We start from the raw sequence: 21,416 nt of genomic DNA, 5'->3' as shown, positions 1-21,416 counted from the left end.
ATGTGGTATATTTTAGCATATCTTTTACCATTATTATTAATTATTTTTAGTGGTAATACTTTTATTAGTTATATAAAAAGGATTAATTTTGGCCAGCAGGTACGTGATTATGGACCGGAAAGTCATCTAAAAAAAGCAGGAATCCCAACAATGGGGGGGCTTTTAATCATTTCTGCTTTCTTATTTTTTTCAATATCACTTCTGCATCTCAATATAGAGATTATAGCAATTTTGCTGACAACTTTTATTATGGCTTTAACAGGTTTTTTAGATGATTTTTTAAAAATAAAGTTTGAGCGATCCCTGGGGCTTCGAGCCTGGCAAAAAATTATTCTGCAGATAGCTGCAGCTGCAGTAACAGCAGTGGTGGCAGTTTTTGTAGCTAATCAACATAGTATACTGCTCCCTTTTTATGATTTCTATAATTTAGGTGCGGCAGGCAAATTTTTACTGTCTTTTATTGTAATTATTGGCAGCTCTAATGCAGTTAATCTTACTGACGGTCTGGATGGCCTGGCAGCTGGAATAACCACTGTAGTGACTCTGGCCTTTGCTTTATTGTTCTACTTACTTAATTTACCAGAATACAGTCTTTTGATGCTGATTATGGCAGGCAGCACAACTGCTTTTCTCTGGTATAATGCCAATCCGGCTTCCGTATTTATGGGAGATGTAGGTTCACTTGCAATAGGGGCCTTTCTGGGAGCAGCAGCAGTTTTTACAGCTGCAGAACTATACCTATTGGTTATCGGTGGTATATATGTGGTCGAAACTCTATCGGTTATGATTCAGGTTCCCTATTATAAAATTACAGGTGGTAAAAGAGTATTTAAGATGACACCAATCCATCATCACTTTGAGTTAGCTGGACTGGCAGAAAATAAAATTGTATTTAGATTTGTGATTATTACTATTATATTATCTCTTGCTGCTCTGCTTTCTATATTATAAATAAAATTTTGTTTTTTTGTTTTAGATTAATATTTATATTTTAAAGGAGTTAGATTTTATTGACTTTAGATTATCAAAAAATTGCTGTCTTAGGTTTTAGTCCCCGTACTGGATTGGAAGTTGTTAAATATTTATCAAAATTTGATCTGGACATCATTGTTGCTGACTCAAAAAATAGAGAAGATTTAAGGGATTTGATTGCCCAAGTTGATAGTGTAAATATAGAATTTGATCTGGGAAGTAATGGGAGACAAATTCTGGAAAGCGAATTAATTATTTTAAGTCCCGGCGTTCCTTATGATTTAGAAATTTTGAAAACGGCCAGAAAAAAAGGAATTGAGACAATTAGTGAAATCGAATTTGCCTTTAGACAGTCAGAAGCGGAAATTATAGCTGTTACAGGTACTAATGGTAAAACTACTACTGCAGAACTGCTGGGGGCAATGCTGAGCGATTTAGATGGTGATCAGGTCAAAGTAGCAGGGAATATAGGGATCCCTTTTATCTCTATTATTAATCAACTGCAGTCTGGAGAAAAAGTTATTCTAGAATTGAGTTCTTTTCAGTTAGAGGCAGTTAAGCAATTTAAAGCTAAAATTGCTCTTTATTTGAATTACAGTCCAGACCATCTGGACCGCCACCACAGTGAAGATAATTATCAGAAAGCCAAGAAAAATATTTTTAGTAATCAAAAAGAGACCGATTATGCAATTCTTAATTTTGATGATCCATATCTTTTAGATTTGAAAGACGAAATTAAGGCCAGTGTTCTAGGTATTAGTTCTGAATCTAAAAAGGCTGATTTGTTAATTAGTAAAGAAGAAGCTTATTTTCAGCAAGAAGAGCTAAAGCTGCTGGATTTTAAAAAAATTGATTTACCTGGGGAACACAATCGTAAAAATGCTGCTTTTGCAGCTCTGGCAGCATATCTTGCTGGTCAAAAAATAGAAAAAATTCAGAGAGCTGCTGAAAACTATAAACTGCAGTCTCACCGGATGGAAATTGTTAAAAACTCAAAGGATTATTTAATTATTGATGATTCAAAAGCAACCAATCCTGATGCGGCTCTAAAAGCTCTTGCCAGTATTGAACAGGATATTATTTTAATAGCGGGAGGTCAGGATAGAAATGCCGATTTCTCGGAGTTAGTGCCTCTGATTAAAGAGAAAGTTAAGATTTTAATTTTAATTGGGGAAACCGCAGAAAAAATTGCTTCTCTTTTTGCAGACTCCAAATTGGAGATAGTAAAAGTTACAACAATGGAGGCCGCTGCTCAAATTGGAGTAGAAAGCTTATCTGGAGATAAAGCTTTACTTTTATCTCCTGCCTGTCCCAGCTGGGATATGTTCTCCAGTTATAAAGAGAGAGGGAAAATTTTTCAGGAGAATGTTATAAAAAATATTGATTAAGGAGAAGTTATGCGTAAAAAGCTGCCTGATTTTATTTTATTATTTACAATTATTGCTCTGGTTTTAAGTGGTCTGATAATGATTCTCTCAGCCAGTTCCGTTAAAGCCGAACAACTTTTTTCTAATAGTTATTATTTTTTTTATAATCAGCTTAAATACCTAGGGGTAGCTCTCCTTTTATCAGCTATTATTTATAAACTAAAGTATAAAAAATTAAAGGATTTAGCTCCTTATTTACTTTTAGTTTCTCTGGGAACTTTGATTTTAGTTCTGATTCCTGGAGTTGGGAAAATGGCAGGAGGCTCAAGAAGATGGTTACCTTTAGGTCCAGTTAATTTTCAGCCATCTGAACTGGCTAAATTTACTATAGTTATTTATCTTGCTGCTTATATTGATAAAAATAAGGACAAAATAAAACAAATAAAAAATGGAATCTTACCACCTTTAATTGTAATCGGCTTAATATCATTTTTAATTTTACTGGAGCCAGATCTTGGAACTGCAGTTAGTCTGGCAGCAGTTGCAGCAGCAATGATTTTTGTCGGCGGTATTAGAATATCGTTATTTATTGTTCTGAGTATAGTGTCTTTATTATTATCACTGGCAGCAATTATGGCCGAACCATATCGGAGGGAAAGGTTATTTACTTTTCTTAATCCCTGGCAGGATCCGCTGGATAGTGGATATCATATCATCCAGTCTTTGCTGGCTCTTGGTTCCGGCGGCTTGTTTGGAGTAGGTGCCGGCAACAGCCATCAGAAATTTTTGTATTTACCAGAACCAGGTACAGACTTTATTTTTGCAGTTCTGGGTGAGGAATTTGGTCTGCTGGGTACTTTATTTATTGTTAGTTTATATTTTTTACTTGCCTGGAGAGGTCTAAAAATTGCTACAAGAGTTGATGATCCGTTTGGTTCAATGCTTGCGGTTGGTATTACGTCGATAGTTGTTATACAGGCTCTGATTAACATGGCAGTAGTCACATCATTAATGCCTGTTACTGGTATTACTCTGCCGCTTATTAGTTATGGGGGATCATCATTAGTAATTAATTTAACAGCACTGGCTTTATTATTAAATATTTCGCGTTATGTTGAAGGATGAGATAAATTATGAAAGCAGTAATTACTGGTGGAGGCACAGGAGGTCATATTTATCCTGCACTTGCAGTTGCAGAGGAGTTAAAAAAAAGAGGCTGGGAAATTTTGTATCTTGGTTCTGATCACAGAATGGAAGCAGAAATTGTGCCAAAGGCTGGCTTTGATTTTAAAAAACTTTCTGTACGACCACTGCCCAGAAAAATCTCAACAAAGATTTTTAGTTCTTTATTTTTTAACACTAAAGCTTTTTTTAAAGCTTTAAAATTAATCAGAGATTTTGAAACAGATTTTGTTATCGGAACCGGGGGCTTTGTAGCTGGACCTGTGGTTCTGGCTGGAAGTTTACTGAGAAAAAATACTATAATCCATGAACAAAATGCCTATCCAGGTATTACAAATAAATTACTGGCTCAGGTAGTTGATAAAGTCTGCCTTAACTTTTCTGAGGCAGCAGACTATTTAAATGTTAATGAAGATAAAATTGAGATCACGGGCAATCCGGTCAGAGCCCAAATTATGAATGTAGAAAAGGCTCAAGCTTACAGAGAATTGCATTTAGATCCAGACCTAAAAACTATTTTAATTACCGGTGGAAGTCTGGGTGCAGAAGTGATTAACCAAAATGTGATAAAACTTTATAAATATGCAGTTCAAAATAATATCCAAATTTTACATTTAAGCGGAAAAGATAATTATAATCAGCTGCTGACCAGACTCAAAAGCAGTAATCTTGATCTGGAAAATCCATTATTAAAAGTTATTGACTATTTAGATGAAATGGAATATGCACTGGCTGTAGCGGACCTGATCATTGCTAGAGCTGGAGCAACTGGTCTGGCAGAAATCACAAGCTGTGCAAAACCATCTATTTTAATTCCTTTTGCAGCAGCTGCAGAAAATCATCAACTTTTTAATGCCCGCACTCTGCAAAATAACAGAGCAGCGGTAGTTATTGAGGAAGCTGATTTAAATGAAAAGTTACTATTGAAAAAAGTGAGAATGATTATTGAAAACGAAAAAAAATTAAAATCTATGTCAGCTGCAGCAGAATCAATGTCACAAAAAGATTCGCTGTCCAATATTATCAGGGTTATAGAAAAATTGGGTTTATAAAATTATTTTAATAATAAAATTTGATTTAGGGTGATTATTTTGCTAAATAAAAATTCGCATATTCATTTGATTGGCATAGGTGGAGTTTCGATGAGTGGTATAGCAGAAATTCTTGCGGAAAGAGGTTATAAAGTAAGTGGTTCTGATCTAAAAGAAAGCAAATATCTGGATTTATTAAGAAAATATAAAATTAAACTTTTTATAGGTCATACTGCTTCTAATATTGAGGGTGCTGATATAATAGTCAAAACCAGTGCCATTCCCGATAATAACCCCGAAATTAAGGCAGCCAGAAAAAAAGGCTTAAAAATAGTTAAAAGGGCAGAGATGCTTTCCTATTTAATGAGAAACAAAAAAACTATTGCTGTTGCTGGAACTCACGGCAAAACAACTGTTACAGCGATGCTGGCTGCAATTTTTAGGCGGGCAAAAAAAGATCCTGCAGTTATGGTAGGAGGATTTCTCGAGGAACTAAAAGGTAATATGGCAGATGGCAGAGGTGAATATTTTATAACTGAGGCAGATGAGAGTGATGGATCTTTTCTTTATTTTGATCCAGATTTATTATTACTAAATAATCTGGAGCTTGATCATCCTGATTTTTATCGGGATTTTAAAGAATTTGAAGATATTTTTAAAAGATTTGCCGATAAAAATGACAAGCGGGCAATTCTATTATATAATAAAGATGATAAAAACTTAGATTTTCTTTTTAAAAATAGAAAAAATTGCAGCAGTTTTTCCTTAAAAGAGGGAGAATTCACAGCTAAAAATATCAAGTATCATAATTTTAATAGTTTTTTTGATTTATATCATTCAGAAGAATTTGCTGCTGCAATTGAACTTTCTGTTCCTGGAGAATATAATATTTATAATGCTCTGGCTGCAGCCGCGGCAGCCAGGTGTTTAAAAATAGACATTGAAGTAATTCAGGCTGCTCTTAAAGAATTTAGTGGAGTTGATCGTAGATTTGATTATAAGGGTCAAGTTTTAAATTCTACTGTTGATATTGTGGATGATTATGCCCATCATCCAACTGAGATTAGAGAACTTTTAAAGACTGTAAAAAACATGGATTATAATAAAATTAGAGTTATTTTTCAGCCCCATCGATACAGCAGAACTTATAAATTTCTAGAAGAGTTTAGTCAGGCATTTGCTGATGCTGATCAGGTATACTTAACTGATATCTTTTCTGCTTCAGAAAAAAAGAATTATATTATTTCTTTAAAAGATTTAGCAGATAAAATTTCTAAAAATTCTGCTGTGGAATGTAATTATCTAGCTGATTTTAATGAAATTACTGCTAGATTATTGGCTGAAGCTGAGGCAGGAGATATTATTCTGACTGTTGGAGCGGGCGATATTACAGAACTTCCTGATTTGATTTTAAAAAATAATTAGGTTATTATATTGGTTCAATTTTGTGAGGGATGATTAATGGAGAAAAAATATCAGATCGTTCTGATGCTATTATTTTTTATATTTCTAACTTTTTTATCTTTTCTTTTTTCTCCTTTTTTTCATATCAGGGATTTTGTATTTCATTCTCGAACTGAGATGAATAAAAATGAGTTAAGATTAAGAATTAATAAATTTTATGGTGATAATTTATTATTTTTGAACGAAGAGGAATTGAAAAATAATTTATTAAAACATAATTTGATATCTTCAGTTCAAATAGAAAAATCATACCCTTCAACAGTTCATGTAGTAATTGAAGAAAGAAAGGCAGTAGCCTGGCTGAAAAACAACAACCAAAAGTTGATTTTTTCTGCAGATGGCATAATTTTAGCAGAAAAAGGTTTAACAGCAGAGGTTAATTTACCTCAACTTGCTGGTTTTGCTTATTATTTTGATAATCATAAAGTATTCTTTCCTCTATTAGCAGATGATATTTTAAATATTTTTAATAACCTAAGGCCTGAATATCTTGGAAAGTTTAAAAAAATAATTTATCAGGATGATGTTTATAAGTTATATTTGAGAGAAGGTGGAGGGGTTAATTTAGGTAGGAATGAAAAGCTGGAAGATAAATTTGCAATTTTAAATTCTATTTTAAATAATAATCAGGAAGCTGACATTGATTATATTAATTTACAGGTTATAAAACATCCTGTAATTAAGTTAAAATAAGGATAATTTTATCAATAATAAAGGAATAACAAAATTTATATTGAACTATTTTAATTGAGCCTGATTTATTAAATGAATAAAAAAAAGAAATGTTTGGATAAGAAAGGAGGTAGACTGTTGTGAAAAGGAGAAAGATAGTTACTGGGCTTGATATCGGCACCACTAAGATATGTGCATTAATAGCAGAAATTAATGGAGATAATAATATTGAGATTATTGGAATAGGTTTAGCTCCATCTAACGGCCTCCGCAAAGGAATTGTAGTTGATATAGATAAAACCAGTCATGCAATAAAAAGTGCTGTTCAGAAGGCAGAAAGAATGGCCGGACAGAAGGTAGATTCTGCATATGTTGGGATTGCTGGTTCACATATTAAGTCTATCAACAGTCATGGAGTTGTTGCAGTTACTGGAGATGAAAAGGAAATTAAAGAGAGTGATATAAAAAGAGTTATTGATGCAGCGCGAATAATTCCTGTATCAGCTGAGGAAGATATTTTACATGTGCTTCCCAGAGAGTTCATTGTAGATGGTAGTCCAGGGATTCAGGACCCTTTAGGAATGTCTGGAGTTCGACTTGAGGTGGAAACTCATATTATAAAAGGTGCTTCAACCTCAATTCAGAATCTGGTAAAAAGTATTTTAAGAGCCGGTTTAAGTGTTGATGAGGTGGTTTTAGAACCGCTGGCTTCCAGCCAGGCTGTTTTATCTGATGATGAAAAAGAGTTAGGAGCTGTTTTAGTAGATATTGGTGGTGGAACTACTGATGTTATTGTCTTTCATGAAGGCAGTATAGCACATACTGCAGTAATTCCTGTTGGAGGTAATCATGTCAGCAATGATATTGCAGTAGGTTTAAGAACCCCTGTTTCTGAAGCAGAGAAAATCAAGATAATGCATGGTTCGGTTTTGCCAGCAGAAATTGATGAAAGTGATAAAATTGAGGTTCTGGCTGCTAGTGGAAAGGAAAGAAAGAAACTTTCTCGCAAAATGCTCTGTCAGGTGATTGAACCGCGAATGAGCGAAGTATTTTCACTTGTCAAAAAGGAACTGGATAGTGCTGGTTCTGCTGATCTGACACCTGCTGGTATGATTTTGACCGGAGGAGCCTCTTTACTGGAGGGTTCCGAAAAACTTGCTTCTGATATTACAGAACTACCAGTTCGAATAGGAGAACCTGATTATGTTAGTGGGCTGTCAAATGTTATTGATAATCCCGTATATATAAAAAAGGGTGATACTATCCCCCGGGCAATTTTTTCTACAGCTGTAGGTTTGATTGAGTTTGCTCTGGAAAATGGAGATGCCAGGAATAGTAACCTGAGCAGTAATAATAGTAATAATAGCAAAGAAATTGTAAGTGGGTTTTTTACAAAACTAAAAACCTGGTTTAGTGAGTTTTTCTAAAACCAGAAATTATTTTGATAAGCTTACATATTATCCTTAACGGGGAGGGAATATTAGTGTTTGATATTGGAACAGAAATTGAACAATTTGCAAATATAAAAGTTGTTGGTGTAGGTGGTGGCGGCAATAATGCCGTCAATAGAATGATTGAAGAAGGTTTAGATGGAGTTGAATTTATTGCAATTAATACAGATGCACAGGCTTTAATGGCTTCTAATGCTGGAGTAACAATTAGAATTGGAGAAAAAATAACCAGAGGTCTGGGAGCAGGTTCAGATCCAGAGATTGGTTTTGAAGCGGCTGAAGAAAATAGAGAAGAAATTGCACAGGCTATAGATGGTGCAGATATGGTATTTATTACTGCTGGTATGGGTGGTGGAACAGGTACTGGAGCTGCTCCTGTAGTTGCTGAGGCAGCAAAAAAACTGGGTGCACTGACTGTTGGAGTTGTTACTAAACCGCTGACAGTAGAGGGTAAAAAAAGAATGAGTAATGCTATTTCGGGAATAGAAGAGCTAAAAAATAAAGTAGATACTTTAATTGTAATTCCTAATGACCGCTTATTGGAAGTGGCTGAAAAACAGACAAGTTTAATGGACGCCTTTAAAATTGCGGATAATGTATTAAGACAGGGTGTACAGGGTATTTCTGATTTAATTACAATTACTGGTATTATTAACCTTGACTTTGCTGATGTAAAGACAATTATGACTGACGCTGGTTCAGCGCTCATGGGAATTGGCAAATCTGATGGAGATAATAGAGCAACTGAGGCTGCAAAACTGGCCATTGCTTCTCCATTATTGGAGGCCTCTATTGATGGAGCTCGAGGTGTATTATTAAATATTACTGGAGGTCTGGATCTGGGGATCCATGAAGCAAATGAAGCAGCCAGAGTTATTCAGGAAGTGGCTGATCCTGATGCAAATATTATTTTAGGAGCTGTAATTGATGAAGAATTAGAAAGTGAAGTTAAAGTTACAGTTATTGCGACTGGTTTTGATGCGGGGTCTCCTAAAAAGGAAATTAAGAATACTAAAGATGAAGAGATGCCGGAAGAAGATTTTGAAATGGAGAGTTTTTCTGGTGATGATCTTGATATACCGGCTTTTTTAAGAAATAAAAAAGGATAATAACAATAAAATCCTGATGTAATTACATCAGGATTTAGATTATCTCTTTCTTTTAAGGTGATGCTGATGGCAAAAAAAAATGCTACAAATTTTAAACCTTTTGTTATAATATTTATTTTAATGGTTGTTTTTATCTTAGGAACTCAATTTTTTGGGGCAGCAAGATATGAAACTATGTTAGCTGCTCAGGGAGAAGTTATTGATGGATTCTGGACTGAGGCACTGATTGTTAGAGATGAAAAAGTTATCAGGGCTCCAATTTCAGGTCGAGTAGAACTTCTGGTTGGTGAGGGAGATAGACTTGCTTCAGGTAGAAAACTGGCAGTAATTAGATCTTCGGACAGGCAGCAGAAGATATTTAATAAGAATGCAGGAATAGTTAGTTTTGCTGTAGATGGTTTAGAGGATGAAGTAAATATTGATAACTTAAATCAAATTAAATATAGTGATTTTGAGGAGTTAAGAGGAAACTATGAACATCTTCTTTCTGGAGATAGGGTCAAAAAAGGAGAGACACTGTATAGAATAATTAATAACTTTAAACTTTTTTTAATAGTACAGGTTCCGAAGTCACAGGTTGATAGATTTAGAACTAATGAAGTAATATTTATAGCGCAGAAAAATTCAGAAGAACTTTTTAAAGCCAGAATTTTTGATATTCTACCCAATCTGGAGGATACTTTTTTCTTGATTGAGTTAGATCAATTTATTCCTCGCTGGATTAATAGAAGAAGAATAGAAGTGAATATTATCAAAAATATTTATCGAGGTATTAAAATACCCCGCAAAGCAGTATTTAGTCAACCTTCTGGCCAGGGTGTTCTTAAGGTTAGTGGGTATAATAAATATAAGTTTCAGGAAGTTGTAATTTTAAATGGAAATGATGAATATGTAATAGTGAGCGGTTTAGAGATTGGGGAAGAAATAATCACAAATCCTGAAGATTTCAATTACGGCAGGGAGGTTTAGGCTTATGCAGAAAGATAAACTAATTTCTAATTTAAATAAAGTTAAGGATAATATAAAAAAAGCGGCGGCAGCTGCTGATAGAGACCATACTCAAGTAAAGCTGCTTGCTGTAAGCAAAAACCAAAAGGCTGGCTCAATAAAAATTTTAAATGAAGCAGGGGTTAAGTTTTTTGGTGAAAATAGAGTTCAGGAATTAGAAGAGAAAAATGATAAACTGATGTCTGATAATATTAAGCTTGACTGGCATTTCATTGGACATTTACAGAGAAATAAAGTAAAATATCTTATGAGGATGGAAAATTGTAGGATGATTGAGTCTATTGACAGCTTAAGACTTGCCAGGGAAGTAAATAAAAGAGCCAAAAAAAACGAGAGAAAAATATCGGTACTAATTGAAATCAATATTGCCGGTGATGAAAATAAATTTGGAATAACTCCTGACCGAGCAGAAGTTTTTTTAAGAAAAATAATTAATTTAGAGTATTTAAAAGTGGAGGGATTAATGACTGTCCTGCCCTACTTAGATGATACAGAAAAACTTCGTTCATATTTTAAGGATATGAAAAAATTATTTGATCAGCTTTCGCGTGAGGTTACTCAATTAAAAGAGCTGTCAATGGGGATGACAAATGACTATCAAATTGCTGTAGAAGAAGGTGCAACTATAGTCAGGGTTGGTACAGCAATATTTGGAGAAAGAGAATACTAATTTTGGAGGCAAAACAATGTTTATATTAGTAAGAATAGTAAGTGCAGTTTTTGAGATTTTAAATTTATTGATTATTGGTCGGGTAATTATCTCCTGGGTTCAGCCAAATCCCAGTGATATGCGCTGGCAAAAAGTAATTAAATTTATTTTTGATGCTACTGAGCCAATTCTGGGTCCAATTAGAGAGCTGCTTCCCAGTGGGGGCATACTTGGTATTGATATTTCGCCATTAATCGCAATTTTTGCTTTACAGATTATCCATGGTTTCATTAGAGATATTTTAATTACTCTGGTAATATAAAGGTGGGAATCTATGTTTGATCAAGACAAATTGTTAAATCATTTACACAGAGAAGAGGATAGAAGGCTGGGTTCACATGTTTTAGATAAGTGTGAACAGGTTTTAAAATATCACAAAACTCAGGCTACAGATTTTTTGAACCCTTATCAGATAGACATAGCGATACCGTTAATTGAACAGATTGCAGAAATTAATTTCAAAAAAGAAGGCGGTTATCCTCAGGCTGAAAGAAAAAGACTGGTCATTTTCCCAGAATATCTTTTTCCGGATTTAGTAGAAAAGCAGATTAAAATTTATCAGCTTGATGGAAATTTTTCTTTTCAAAAACTAAGCCACCGGGATTTTTTAGGTGCTCTGATGGGCCTGGGGCTGCAGAGAAAAGTAATTGGTGATATTCTTGTTCATTCGGATTTTGCTCAGATTATTGTAGCAGCAGAAATTGAGGATGTTATTGAATTAAAATTGGATAAGGTACATCAGGTACCTGTTGATGTTAAGGAAATTACTGAATCTGAGATAGTAAAACCTGTACAGTACGAAAAAGAAATATTGACCACAGTTGCTTCTATGAGACTGGATTCAGTTGCCAGTTCGGGTTTTGGAGATTCTCGTAGTAAAATGTCCAGAGATATAGAAAACGAGAAGGTTAAATTGAACTGGAAAATCGAATCAGACCCGGCAGCAGAAGTAGAGATTGGGGACTTGATTTCTGTTAGAGGTAGGGGTAGAGTTAAAGTAGAAGCAAAAAGAGGTATTTCAAATAAAGGAAGAATTAAGTTAACTTTAAAAAGATTGACTTAGTTGTAGAGGAGGGATATTTTGAAACTAAACCCGCTTGATATATATAACAAAGAATTTAAAAAATCAACTTTTGGCTATAATACAACTCAGGTTGATGAATTTTTGGATGATGTCGGAGTTGCTTATGAACGTTTACTTAAGGATTTAAATAATCTGCAGGAAGAGAACCAGGAACTTAAAGAAAAAATAGAAAATTATGAGGATATGGAAGATAAACTTCAAAGCACTCTTGATTCAATTAAGGGAACTGTCTCCGAAAGAATTGAACAGGCTGATAATGAAGCACGAATGATCAGAAAAGAGGCAAGAATGAAGGCAGAAGAAATTAAAGAAAATGCCCGTAATCAGGTAGCTTCTGAAAAAAGAAAACTTGAACAGCTGCGGGAACAGAGGAATTTCTTTAAAATTCGTTTTCAAACTTTACTGGAAAGTCATCTGGAAATGTTAAATGAAGAAAATGAAGAATCTTTAAGAGGCGATTTTGATGATTCTGCTTTAGCAATAGAAAGTGAAATTGAAGATAGTAGTGATTTTGAAGAAAATAGGTGAAATTTTTACCTGCATCATTAATTATTTAACAAACAATATTGAGGGTAGAACTTGACTTATTTTTAATGATAGTTTATAATTGTAAAAAATGTTATATAATAAAGTGATTTTGAAGGGGAAAGTATCAATTTTTAATAGTTTTCAGCGAACCGGGTCTGGTGAAAGCCGGGAAACAGAAAATTGAGAAGATCACCCTGGAGTCGGTATATGAATCGAGTAGTATACCCGTATTTCTGCGTTAAAGATTGCTAAGATAAAATTAGTGATTTTGAATTTATTTCAAAGACTATTTACTGATTTTAATTAGGGTGGTACCGCGGTCTCTCGTCCCTTACAGGACAGAGGCTTTTTTTATTTTTAATATATTTTTACAGGAGGTTATTAAAGTAAATGAGTTATAAAGAGACAATTAATTTACCTGATACAGATTTTCCGATGCGGGCAAATCTAAGTGAACGCGAAATTGATTTTCAGAAGTTATGGCAGGAAAAAGAGATTTACGAAAAAGCAGTAGAGAATAGAGAGGGGAATCAATCTTTTATTTTACATGATGGTCCTCCCTATGCAAATGGAGATATCCATATTGGTCATGCCTTAAATAAGATTTTGAAAGATTTTGTGACCAGATTTGCAACATTAAAAGGTTATTATTCTCCCTATGTACCGGGATGGGATACCCATGGTTTACCAATAGAATATCAAGTAACAAGCGAAATGACAGATGAAGAAAGAGCTGAACTTTCTGTCCCAGAATTAAGAGAAAAATGTACAAATTATGCTTTGAAATATATTGATCGTCAGCGGGAGCAGTTTAAACGGCTCGGTGTCTGGGGAGAGTGGGATAATCCTTATCTAACTTTAAATAAGGAATATGAAGTAAAACAGATAGAAGTTTTTGGAGAAATGGCTAAAAAAGATCTGTTTTATCGCGGCAAAAAACCTGTACACTGGTGTCCTCACTGTGAGACAGCTCTTGCCGAAGCAGAAGTAGAATATGGTGAAGATAGAGCACCTTCTATTTTTGTTAAATTCCCAATGATGGATCAGGTTGAAGTTGGTGGAGTTACTTTAAATAGTGAAGATAGCTATATAGTTATCTGGACAACAACTCCCTGGACTATTCCTTCTAATATGGCTATTGCTTTTCATCCAGAATATCCTTATGTTGTTGTAGAAGCAGAGGGAGAAAAACTGGTAATGGCTAAAGAACTTGTAGACTCAGTCATGTCTAAGTCTGGAATTGAAGATTATGAGATTATCAGTGAAGAATTTAGCGGTAAAGAACTTGAAAATAAAAGAGCCAGACACCCATTTTTTGATAGAGAATCACTATTAATCCTTGGAGATCATGTAACCTTAGAACAGGGTTCGGGTTGTATCCATACTGCTCCCGGGCACGGACATGATGACTTTATAGTTGGCCAGGAATATGACTTAGAAGTTTATGCACCAATGGATAATCAGGGCTACTTTACCGAAGAGGCAGGTGATTTTGCAGGCAAACACTATGATGAAGCTAATATTATGGTAACAGACAAATTAAAAGAGCAGAATTTATTGATGAATCTTGACTTTATTGATCACCGTTATCCTCACTGCTGGCGCTGTAAAAATAATTTGATTTTTAGAGCTACCGATCAGTGGTTTGCCTCAATCGATGCTATTAAAGAAGAAACTCTGGCAGCAATTGCAGATGTTGACTGGTATCCTGAGTGGGGAGCAGAAAGAATGACAAATATGATTTCAGAACGCTCAGATTGGTGTATTTCCCGTCAGAAAAAGTGGGGTGTACCAATTCCTATTTTCTTCTGTGATGATTGTGGAGAAGCAGTAATTAATGATGATACTTTAGACTCTGTTAAAGAAATTTTTGCAGAAAAAGGTTCATCTTCTTGGTATGAGCTTTCAGCAAAAGAACTATTGCCAGAATCTTATAGTTGTCCTCATTGTGGTGGGAATCACTTTACAAAAGAAGAAGATATTATGGATGTCTGGTTTGATTCAGGTTCCAGTCATAAGGCTGTTTTAGAAACAAGAGATAATTTAAGCTGGCCGGCCCAGGTTTATCTTGAAGGTACAGATCAATATCGCGGTTGGTTTAACTCTTCACTATTAACAGCTGTTGCAACAGAGGGTACTGCTCCCTACAAAGAGGTAATTACTAATGGTTTTACAGTAGATAAAAAAGGTAATAAGATGTCTAAATCCAGAGGTAATGTAGTTTCGCCTCATAAAGTAATCGACCAGTATGGTGCTGATATTTTAAGACTCTGGGTTGCATCTTCTGATTTTAAAAATGATATTAGAGTTTCCGATAATATCTTAAAACAGAGTTCTGAAGCTTACAGAAGAATTAGAAATACCTACCGTTTCATTTTAGGTAATATCAGCGATTTTGACAGTGAACAAAATTATGTAGAATATGAAGACCGCAGAGAACTGGATCGCTGGATTATGATTCGGCTGCAGGATTTAATTGAAAAAATAACCTCTGCCTATGAAAAATATGAATATCACCGGGTTTATCATGATGTTCACAATTTCTGTACTGTAGAGATGAGTTCACTTTATATGGATATTACTAAAGATCGTCTTTATACAGATGGAACTGACTCTTTAAGCAGACGTTCCGCCCAGAGTACACTTTATGATATAATGATGGCTCTGGTTATTACACTTGCTCCAATAATTCCTCATACATCAGAAGAAGTCTGGCAGTTCCTACCTGAGAAAATGAAAGCTGAGGAAAGTGTATTTTTAACTGACTGGCCGGAAGTTAAGAAAAATTACTTTGATCAGAAATTGATCAATAAGTGGGATAAGCTGCTGTCAGTTAGAAAAGATGTCTCTAAAGCTTTAGAATTAGCAAGAGCAGACAAAAAAATTGGTAATTCACTGGAAGCAATGGTAGAACTTAAAGGAACATCTGAAGAGCAGCAGCAGTTATTAAGTTCAGAAATTAATCAATTAGCTGATTTATTTATAGTATCTCAGGCTGAACTTAATGATGAATTAACTGCCGAGAATGCTCATCAGGGTGAAGATAGTTCTGTCTTGGTTAAAGTTAGCGAGGCCAGAGGCGAAAAATGTGACCGCTGCTGGAAGTATGACGAGACAGTTGGAGAGCTTGAAGAACATGAAGATATTTGTCAGCGCTGTGCAGAAGTTATTGAAGCGGAAAAATAGTGAAGGAAAGCAAAGAGCATAGGACTAATTAAAAGCAGCCTCAGATGAGGCTGCTTTTTTTAATCATTTTTTAATAAAGCACTGTTATAATTTTTAAATAGTAAATTATTCTCTGTTATTAAAGTCAAATTTTAGATTTAGGGAAGTGTTATTAATGAATATTCTGATTGTTGAAGATGAAAAAGATTTAGCTAAAATAATAAAAAAAAGATTGGAAAGAGAAAATTTTACTGCTGATATTGCCTATGATGGAGAAGCAGCAATTGATAAGACAATTGTTAATCAATATGATTTAATTATTTTGGATATAATGATTCCCAAAAAGAATGGTCTGGAAGTTCTGGCAGAATTAAGAGAATGGAAAGATAAGACTCCGGTGCTCATCTTAACTGCAAAAGATAGCATAGAGGATAAAGTTAAAGGCTTAAATATGGGGGCTGATGATTACTTAACTAAACCATTTGCATTTGAAGAATTAATTGCACGGATCAAAACAATTTTTAGAAGAGGAGTTAAAGAACATAGTAATAAATTGAAAAATGGTGATCTAGTTTTAAATACTGTTGACTATACTGCTAAAAGAGCAGGCAAAAAAATTGAACTAACCAGTAAAGAATATGCTCTGTTGGAGTATTTAATGAGAAATAGAGGGAATGTCCTTAGTCGGTCCCAGATTGAAGAACATGTGTGGGGATATATGAGTGGAAATAATACAAATATTGTTGATGTATATATCAGGTTTTTAAGAAAGAAAATTGATAATCAACATAGAATAAAGCTGCTAAAAACAGTCAGAGGTCACGGTTATAAAATGAAGGTTATTAAAGATGAGTAAAAATTTTAATTATAAAAAATATCCTTTAAAAATAAATTTGACAATCTGGTATATGATTATCCTTTTTCTTGTTTTAATCTTTTTTAGCTCTATACTTTATTTTTATTTAGAAAAACAGCTAAAAGAGGAAGTGCACAGCATCTTAAAAATGGAGATGCAAAATATCAAATCAGAAGTCAGAGATCCTATCAAAATAGGTTCAGATCCTTTAAGAAGCATCAACAATCAAAACATCAAAAGTTATTTTATCAATAGTCAGGGTAAATTAATAAGTAAGCATACTAGTTCTGATTTCATTAAAAATTTAAATCTAGAGGCTATTAATAAATTTAAAATAATTGAATATAATAATCAAAAATGGGCTGTACTGGCTGCTCCCTATGATTTCAATGATTCCAGAACAACTGAAATGACTGGCTTTATAACTCTTTTATATTCTTTTGCCAGAGAAGAGAGAGTGCTGGATAAATTAGTAGTGATTTTTCTAATAATGATTCCCTTAACTTTAATACTGGCCAGTGGAGGAGGATATTTTCTTGCCAATCGGGCCTTAAAGGCAATTGATATTATTTCTGCCACTGCAGAAAAAATTAGTCAAAAAAATCTTTCGCAGAGAATAAAAATCTCTGCGAATAGAGAAAATGAAGTAGGAAGACTGGTCAAAACCTTAAATAATCTATTAGATAGACTGGAAAATTCATTTTATCGGCAAAAACAGTTTAATGCTGATGTTTCTCATGAACTTAAAACTCCAGTTTCTGTTATTAAGGCTCAAGTAGATGAAGCACTCGATTCAGAAGAGAAGCTGACTGTTGAACAAAAAGATATATTATTAACCATTAAAAAACACATCGTTCAGATGAATAACCTAATTTCTCAAATGCTGCTGCTGGCAAAAGCAGATGAAAAAAACATTAAACTTGATAAAGAAAAATTTGATTTAAATATTGTGGTTGACACAGTAATAGAAGAAATGAATAACCTGGCTCTGGAAAAAAACATTTCTATTATTAAGAAAACTTTCGGAAAACAAGATTTTAAAATAAAAGCTGATTTAAGTTTGATTACTCAGCTTTTGTTAAATTTAATTGACAATGCAGTCAAATATACTAAGTCTGAGGGAGAAATAAAAGTAATTCTAACCACTCAAGGTAGTTTATATAAAATAAATATTATAGATGATGGTATAGGAATTGAAGAAGAGGAACTGGATAATATTTTTAAACGATTCTATAGAGTTGATAAATCTCGTTCAAGAGAATATGGTGGTACTGGCCTGGGACTCTCTATCTGCAGCTGGATTGTTAAAATTCATGGTGGAGAAATTAAAGTTGAAAGTTCCATGAAAAATGGCAGTAATTTCAGTATAATACTGCCAAAAGAATAATAGGAGGGGATTAATATGCAGGAAGAATTAATAGAAAAAGTTATAAATATTGAAAAAAAGGCACAGAATTTAAAAGAAGATGTTTCAAAGGAGATTAAAGAATTAGAAGAAAAATATGAAAAAAGAATGGCTCGTGAAGAAAAAGTAAAGCTCGAGGAAAGTAAAGAAGAGGGAGAAAGAATACTTGCAGAAAGCAAAGAGGGAGCAGAAAAATTTGCTGCTAATTTGAAAAAAGAAAGTAAGAATGAAATAAAAAAAATAGAAAATGATTATCAGGAAGTAAAAGATGATTTAATAAAAAAATACTTTGATAAAATAATTAGCTCAGGAAGGTGAAGATAATGGCAGCTATTTTTCAATATCCGGCTATTAATGCAAAATTAAAAGCTTTAAGCAGTAAGATGCTTAAAGAAAAAGATTTTCAGAATTTAATAGAATTGAATTCGGTTCAGGAAGCATTTAACTATCTTTATGATAATACATATTATAAAGAATATTTAGAAGATATTTCAGGACAGGAAATTCACCGACGTCAGCTTGAACTAAATCTCAAAAAGAGTCTTGTCCTCTCTGAAGATTTTTTGAAGAAATATTTGAGTTCGGATTTAGAAAAATTTATTGAACATTATTTCAAAAAATTTGAAATTGAAGATTTAAAAATAATTTTGAGAACTATTTTAATGGAAAATGAGGAAGATTATCTCAGTGATAATTTAATTTATATAGATCGTAATAAAAAAATTGACTTTAATAATCTTATTCAGGCTTCTTCCTATCAAGAAATACAGGAAGTGCTGAAGGAACTTCATTACGCTGAAATTTTAGACGAATTTGCAGAACAGTACCAGCAGAACAAAAATTTATTTCAAATAGAAATGACTTTAGACTTCCATTATTTTTCACACCTTAATGACTTAGCTGGCGGATTTTCAAAAAAAGACAAAAAATATTTTGATGAGATTATAGGAACCCAGATTGATCTCTTAAATATTCAGTGGATTTACAGGATAAAAAGATATTACAATTTATCTTCTGGTGAAATATTAAATTATATTATTCCTTTTCATTTTAAAGTTTCAAGAGAAGAACTCAGAAAGTTGAGTCAGGTAAATAATCCAGATGATTTATTCAAACAAATTTCTTATGCTCCGTATCAAGAGCTGCTTGAAAATGCAGTTAAAGACGCAAATAATATTTTTGAGAGATTTTTTTTAAATTATATATTTAAGAAACTGCAGCAGATTAAATCTGAAAGTTTTTTTACGATTTCAAATATACTTGCCTATTTGTACCTTAGAGAATATGAACTTAGAGATATAATTACAGTAATTGAAGGGATTAGATACTCTCTACCAGATGAACGGATTAAAAATTTCTTAATTAGAAGGGAGGTGTAATTTTGGGAATAAAAAAAATGAAAAAATTTCAGATTCTCGGCTTGAAAAATGACATTGATTCAATAACTGAAGAAATAATGAAAAATAGTCAAATAGAACTTTTAAAAAAAGAGAAATATCATAAGAAGTTCAAAAATGATCAGATTGAAAATTCATACAAACCTTATTTTAACAGGCTGAACAAAATTATGGACAGTCTTAATTTAGATCAAGAAATAAAGAACACTAATTTTGAGCAGCTGAATGAATTTAGTCTGGAAGAACTTGAGGATTTTATTAATCCAATCCAGAAAAAGATTGATAAATTAGAAAGGATAACTAAAAAACTGGATGCTGAAGAAAAGAGATTAAACAATCTAATTAGACATGTCTATGTAATGCGGAATATTGATATAGAACTTCAGAGTTTAAAAAACTTATCCTATGTGACCCTGATTTTTGGCAGTTTAAGCCAGGAAAGATATAGGAGGCTGATTGAAAATGTTACCGAAGTTCCAGTTCTTGTCTTAAAAGTAAATGAAGATCAGGAAAGAGTCTGGTTTTTTACCTTTGCTAAAAAGAATTATGAGCAAAAAGCACTTGACATTCTAAATTCAGTCAACTTTAATCGGATTGAACTTCCTGACAGAGTTAAAGAACAGCCCAAAGATATTCTAAATCAATCGAGATATCGACTTGATAAGATTGAGATCATCAGAGATCAAATAAAGCTGGAATTTAAGAAATTAAAACACCGCTATCAGCAGCAGTTATTGGAATATTACAGGCAGGCGTTAATATTTAATAGAATTACAGATGTAAATAACAGCTTTTATGGTAAAAGTGATTTTTTCTTTATTACAGCTGGCTGGATAAGTGAAGAAAACGAAAATGAATTTGAAAAGTTAATTTCAAATAAATATCCAGAAGTATTATACAGCAGTCAGGAAGTTGAAAATACTGCTGAAGAAGAGCCACCAACAATTATTGAAAATCCAGACTGGGTTAAATCTTTTTCTTCTCTGGTTAAGCTATATGGGCTGCCCAAATATGGAGAAATTGATCCATCGTTATTTTTTGCTTTAAGTTATATATTATTATTTGGAATAATGTTTGGTGACTTAGGCCAGGGTTTAATTTTTGTTCTGCTTGGTCTGGCCATTTATAAAGATAAAATAAAGTTTATCACTGATCAGGGTATAGGCTATATATTAATTTCACTGGGATCTTCTTCGATGCTTTTTGGTGCATTTTACGGAAGTATATTTGGAATGGAAGATCTGATTCCTGCACTTGTAATCAGGCCGATGGAGAATATTATGTTCTGGCTCGGCTTTACAGTAATGATCGGAATTTTTCTTTTGATCACATCAATGATTTTTAACCTGTTTAATTCATTTAAAAATAAAGATTACAAAGAGGCATTATTTTCTGACAGCGGCTTAAGTGGTCTAATCTTATATCTGTTTCTGCTTTCAAGTTTGGCTGCTTACGGTCTGCAGAATAGACTTTTAATACCGCTGCCTTTTACCTTAAGCATAGTAATAAGCTTATTACTGCTGATATTTTTAAAAGAGCCGCTCGGCAATTTAATTGTTGGAAAAAAATTTGAGGTGGATAAAAAGATATCCGAGTATCTGCTGGAGTCTATTTTCGAACTTTTCGACTCTGTTTTAGGATATTTAAGTAATACGCTTTCTTTTTTAAGAGTTGGTGCTTTTACTTTAAACCATGTTGGTTTGTCAATGGCAGTTATTATACTATCTGAGATGGTGAGTAATAATGCCGGGAGCCTCTTAATTTTGATTGCGGGTAATATAGTAATTATGGTTTTAGAAGGTGTTGTTGTTGGGATTCAGATCTTAAGATTAGAGTTTTTTGAGATTTTTTCAAAATTCTACAGCGGAAGTGGGAGAGAATTCAAGCCGCTGAGTATTGAATAATTTTTTTTAAATATTATGATAACGTCAAATAAAATATGATAGTTACCATAAAATGTAAGCAAATAGTAATAGAGCACCACTAATTTAATTATAAGAAAAATCTTTAGAATGT

Annotated in this window: 19 protein-coding genes and 1 other annotated feature; all 19 genes read left to right on the top strand. The window is 33.3% G+C overall.

Going from position 1 to position 21,416, the window contains the following annotated elements; translation table 11 throughout:
* On the top strand, positions 1–951 hold the full coding sequence (gene mraY, locus DFR79_RS12220) for a phospho-N-acetylmuramoyl-pentapeptide-transferase (RefSeq protein ID WP_133515766.1): 951 nt from the start codon (positions 1–3) through the stop codon (positions 949–951).
* A 59-nt stretch (positions 952–1,010) separates the two neighbouring features.
* The gene (murD, locus tag DFR79_RS12215) at positions 1,011–2,360 is read left to right on the top strand and encodes a UDP-N-acetylmuramoyl-L-alanine--D-glutamate ligase (RefSeq protein ID WP_133515765.1); all 1,350 of its coding nucleotides are present in this window, start codon (positions 1,011–1,013) and stop codon (positions 2,358–2,360) included.
* Between the two features lie 9 nt (positions 2,361–2,369).
* Positions 2,370–3,464 (top strand): putative lipid II flippase FtsW, encoded by a 1,095-nt coding sequence (gene ftsW / locus DFR79_RS12210; RefSeq protein ID WP_133515764.1) that lies wholly within the window; start codon positions 2,370–2,372, stop codon positions 3,462–3,464.
* An 8-nt stretch (positions 3,465–3,472) separates the two neighbouring features.
* Positions 3,473–4,573 (top strand): undecaprenyldiphospho-muramoylpentapeptide beta-N-acetylglucosaminyltransferase, encoded by a 1,101-nt coding sequence (murG, locus tag DFR79_RS12205; protein ID WP_133515763.1) that lies wholly within the window; start codon positions 3,473–3,475, stop codon positions 4,571–4,573.
* Positions 4,574–4,603: 30 nt separating this feature from the next.
* Entirely contained in the window at positions 4,604–5,977 is a 1,374-nt protein-coding gene (gene murC, locus DFR79_RS12200) for a UDP-N-acetylmuramate--L-alanine ligase (protein ID WP_243727789.1), read from the top strand.
* Between the two features lie 36 nt (positions 5,978–6,013).
* Positions 6,014–6,709: a cell division protein FtsQ/DivIB gene (locus DFR79_RS12195; protein WP_133515762.1), complete on the top strand. Its 696-nt coding sequence runs from the start codon at positions 6,014–6,016 to the stop codon at positions 6,707–6,709.
* Positions 6,710–6,828: 119 nt separating this feature from the next.
* Positions 6,829–8,115 carry a cell division protein FtsA gene (gene ftsA / locus DFR79_RS12190; RefSeq protein WP_133515761.1) on the top strand — a complete coding sequence of 429 codons (1,287 nt, stop codon included), beginning with the start codon at positions 6,829–6,831 and terminating at the stop codon, positions 8,113–8,115.
* A 56-nt stretch (positions 8,116–8,171) separates the two neighbouring features.
* Positions 8,172–9,248, top strand: coding sequence for a cell division protein FtsZ (gene ftsZ / locus DFR79_RS12185; RefSeq protein ID WP_133515760.1), 1,077 nt, complete (start codon positions 8,172–8,174; stop codon positions 9,246–9,248).
* 66 nt (positions 9,249–9,314) lie between these two features.
* The gene (locus DFR79_RS12180) at positions 9,315–10,217 is read left to right on the top strand and encodes an HlyD family efflux transporter periplasmic adaptor subunit (protein ID WP_133515759.1); all 903 of its coding nucleotides are present in this window, start codon (positions 9,315–9,317) and stop codon (positions 10,215–10,217) included.
* A gap of 4 nt (positions 10,218–10,221) precedes the next feature.
* The gene (locus DFR79_RS12175; protein WP_133515758.1) at positions 10,222–10,926 is read left to right on the top strand and encodes a YggS family pyridoxal phosphate-dependent enzyme; all 705 of its coding nucleotides are present in this window, start codon (positions 10,222–10,224) and stop codon (positions 10,924–10,926) included.
* Between the two features lie 16 nt (positions 10,927–10,942).
* Positions 10,943–11,227, top strand: coding sequence for a YggT family protein (locus DFR79_RS12170; protein ID WP_133515757.1), 285 nt, complete (start codon positions 10,943–10,945; stop codon positions 11,225–11,227).
* Positions 11,228–11,239: 12 nt separating this feature from the next.
* The gene (locus DFR79_RS12165; RefSeq protein WP_133515756.1) at positions 11,240–12,028 is read left to right on the top strand and encodes an RNA-binding protein; all 789 of its coding nucleotides are present in this window, start codon (positions 11,240–11,242) and stop codon (positions 12,026–12,028) included.
* Positions 12,029–12,046: 18 nt separating this feature from the next.
* Entirely contained in the window at positions 12,047–12,577 is a 531-nt protein-coding gene (locus tag DFR79_RS12160) for a DivIVA domain-containing protein (protein WP_133515755.1), read from the top strand.
* Between the two features lie 100 nt (positions 12,578–12,677).
* Positions 12,678–12,912, top strand: a binding site (T-box leader).
* A gap of 55 nt (positions 12,913–12,967) precedes the next feature.
* Positions 12,968–15,763, top strand: coding sequence for an isoleucine--tRNA ligase (ileS, locus tag DFR79_RS12155; protein ID WP_133515754.1), 2,796 nt, complete (start codon positions 12,968–12,970; stop codon positions 15,761–15,763).
* Positions 15,764–15,917: 154 nt separating this feature from the next.
* Positions 15,918–16,598: a response regulator transcription factor gene (locus DFR79_RS12150; RefSeq protein ID WP_133515753.1), complete on the top strand. Its 681-nt coding sequence runs from the start codon at positions 15,918–15,920 to the stop codon at positions 16,596–16,598.
* Positions 16,591–17,985 carry an ATP-binding protein gene (locus tag DFR79_RS12145; RefSeq protein ID WP_133515752.1) on the top strand — a complete coding sequence of 465 codons (1,395 nt, stop codon included), beginning with the start codon at positions 16,591–16,593 and terminating at the stop codon, positions 17,983–17,985. The genes DFR79_RS12150 and DFR79_RS12145 overlap by 8 nt, the downstream gene beginning before the upstream one ends.
* A 15-nt stretch (positions 17,986–18,000) precedes the next feature.
* Positions 18,001–18,321, top strand: coding sequence for a hypothetical protein (locus tag DFR79_RS12140; RefSeq protein ID WP_133515751.1), 321 nt, complete (start codon positions 18,001–18,003; stop codon positions 18,319–18,321).
* Between the two features lie 5 nt (positions 18,322–18,326).
* The gene (locus DFR79_RS12135; RefSeq protein WP_133515750.1) at positions 18,327–19,382 is read left to right on the top strand and encodes a V-type ATPase subunit; all 1,056 of its coding nucleotides are present in this window, start codon (positions 18,327–18,329) and stop codon (positions 19,380–19,382) included.
* 2 nt (positions 19,383–19,384) lie between these two features.
* The gene (locus DFR79_RS12130) at positions 19,385–21,304 is read left to right on the top strand and encodes a V-type ATP synthase subunit I (RefSeq protein ID WP_133515749.1); all 1,920 of its coding nucleotides are present in this window, start codon (positions 19,385–19,387) and stop codon (positions 21,302–21,304) included.
* The last annotated feature ends 112 nt before the right edge of the window (positions 21,305–21,416 follow it).

It is taken from the genome of Halanaerobium saccharolyticum (genome assembly GCF_004362045.1).
Taxonomy (GTDB): domain Bacteria; phylum Bacillota; class Halanaerobiia; order Halanaerobiales; family Halanaerobiaceae; genus Halanaerobium; species Halanaerobium saccharolyticum_C.
The sequence above is the reverse complement of the archived record's forward strand: the minus strand, read 5'-3'. Positions and strand labels throughout refer to the sequence as shown.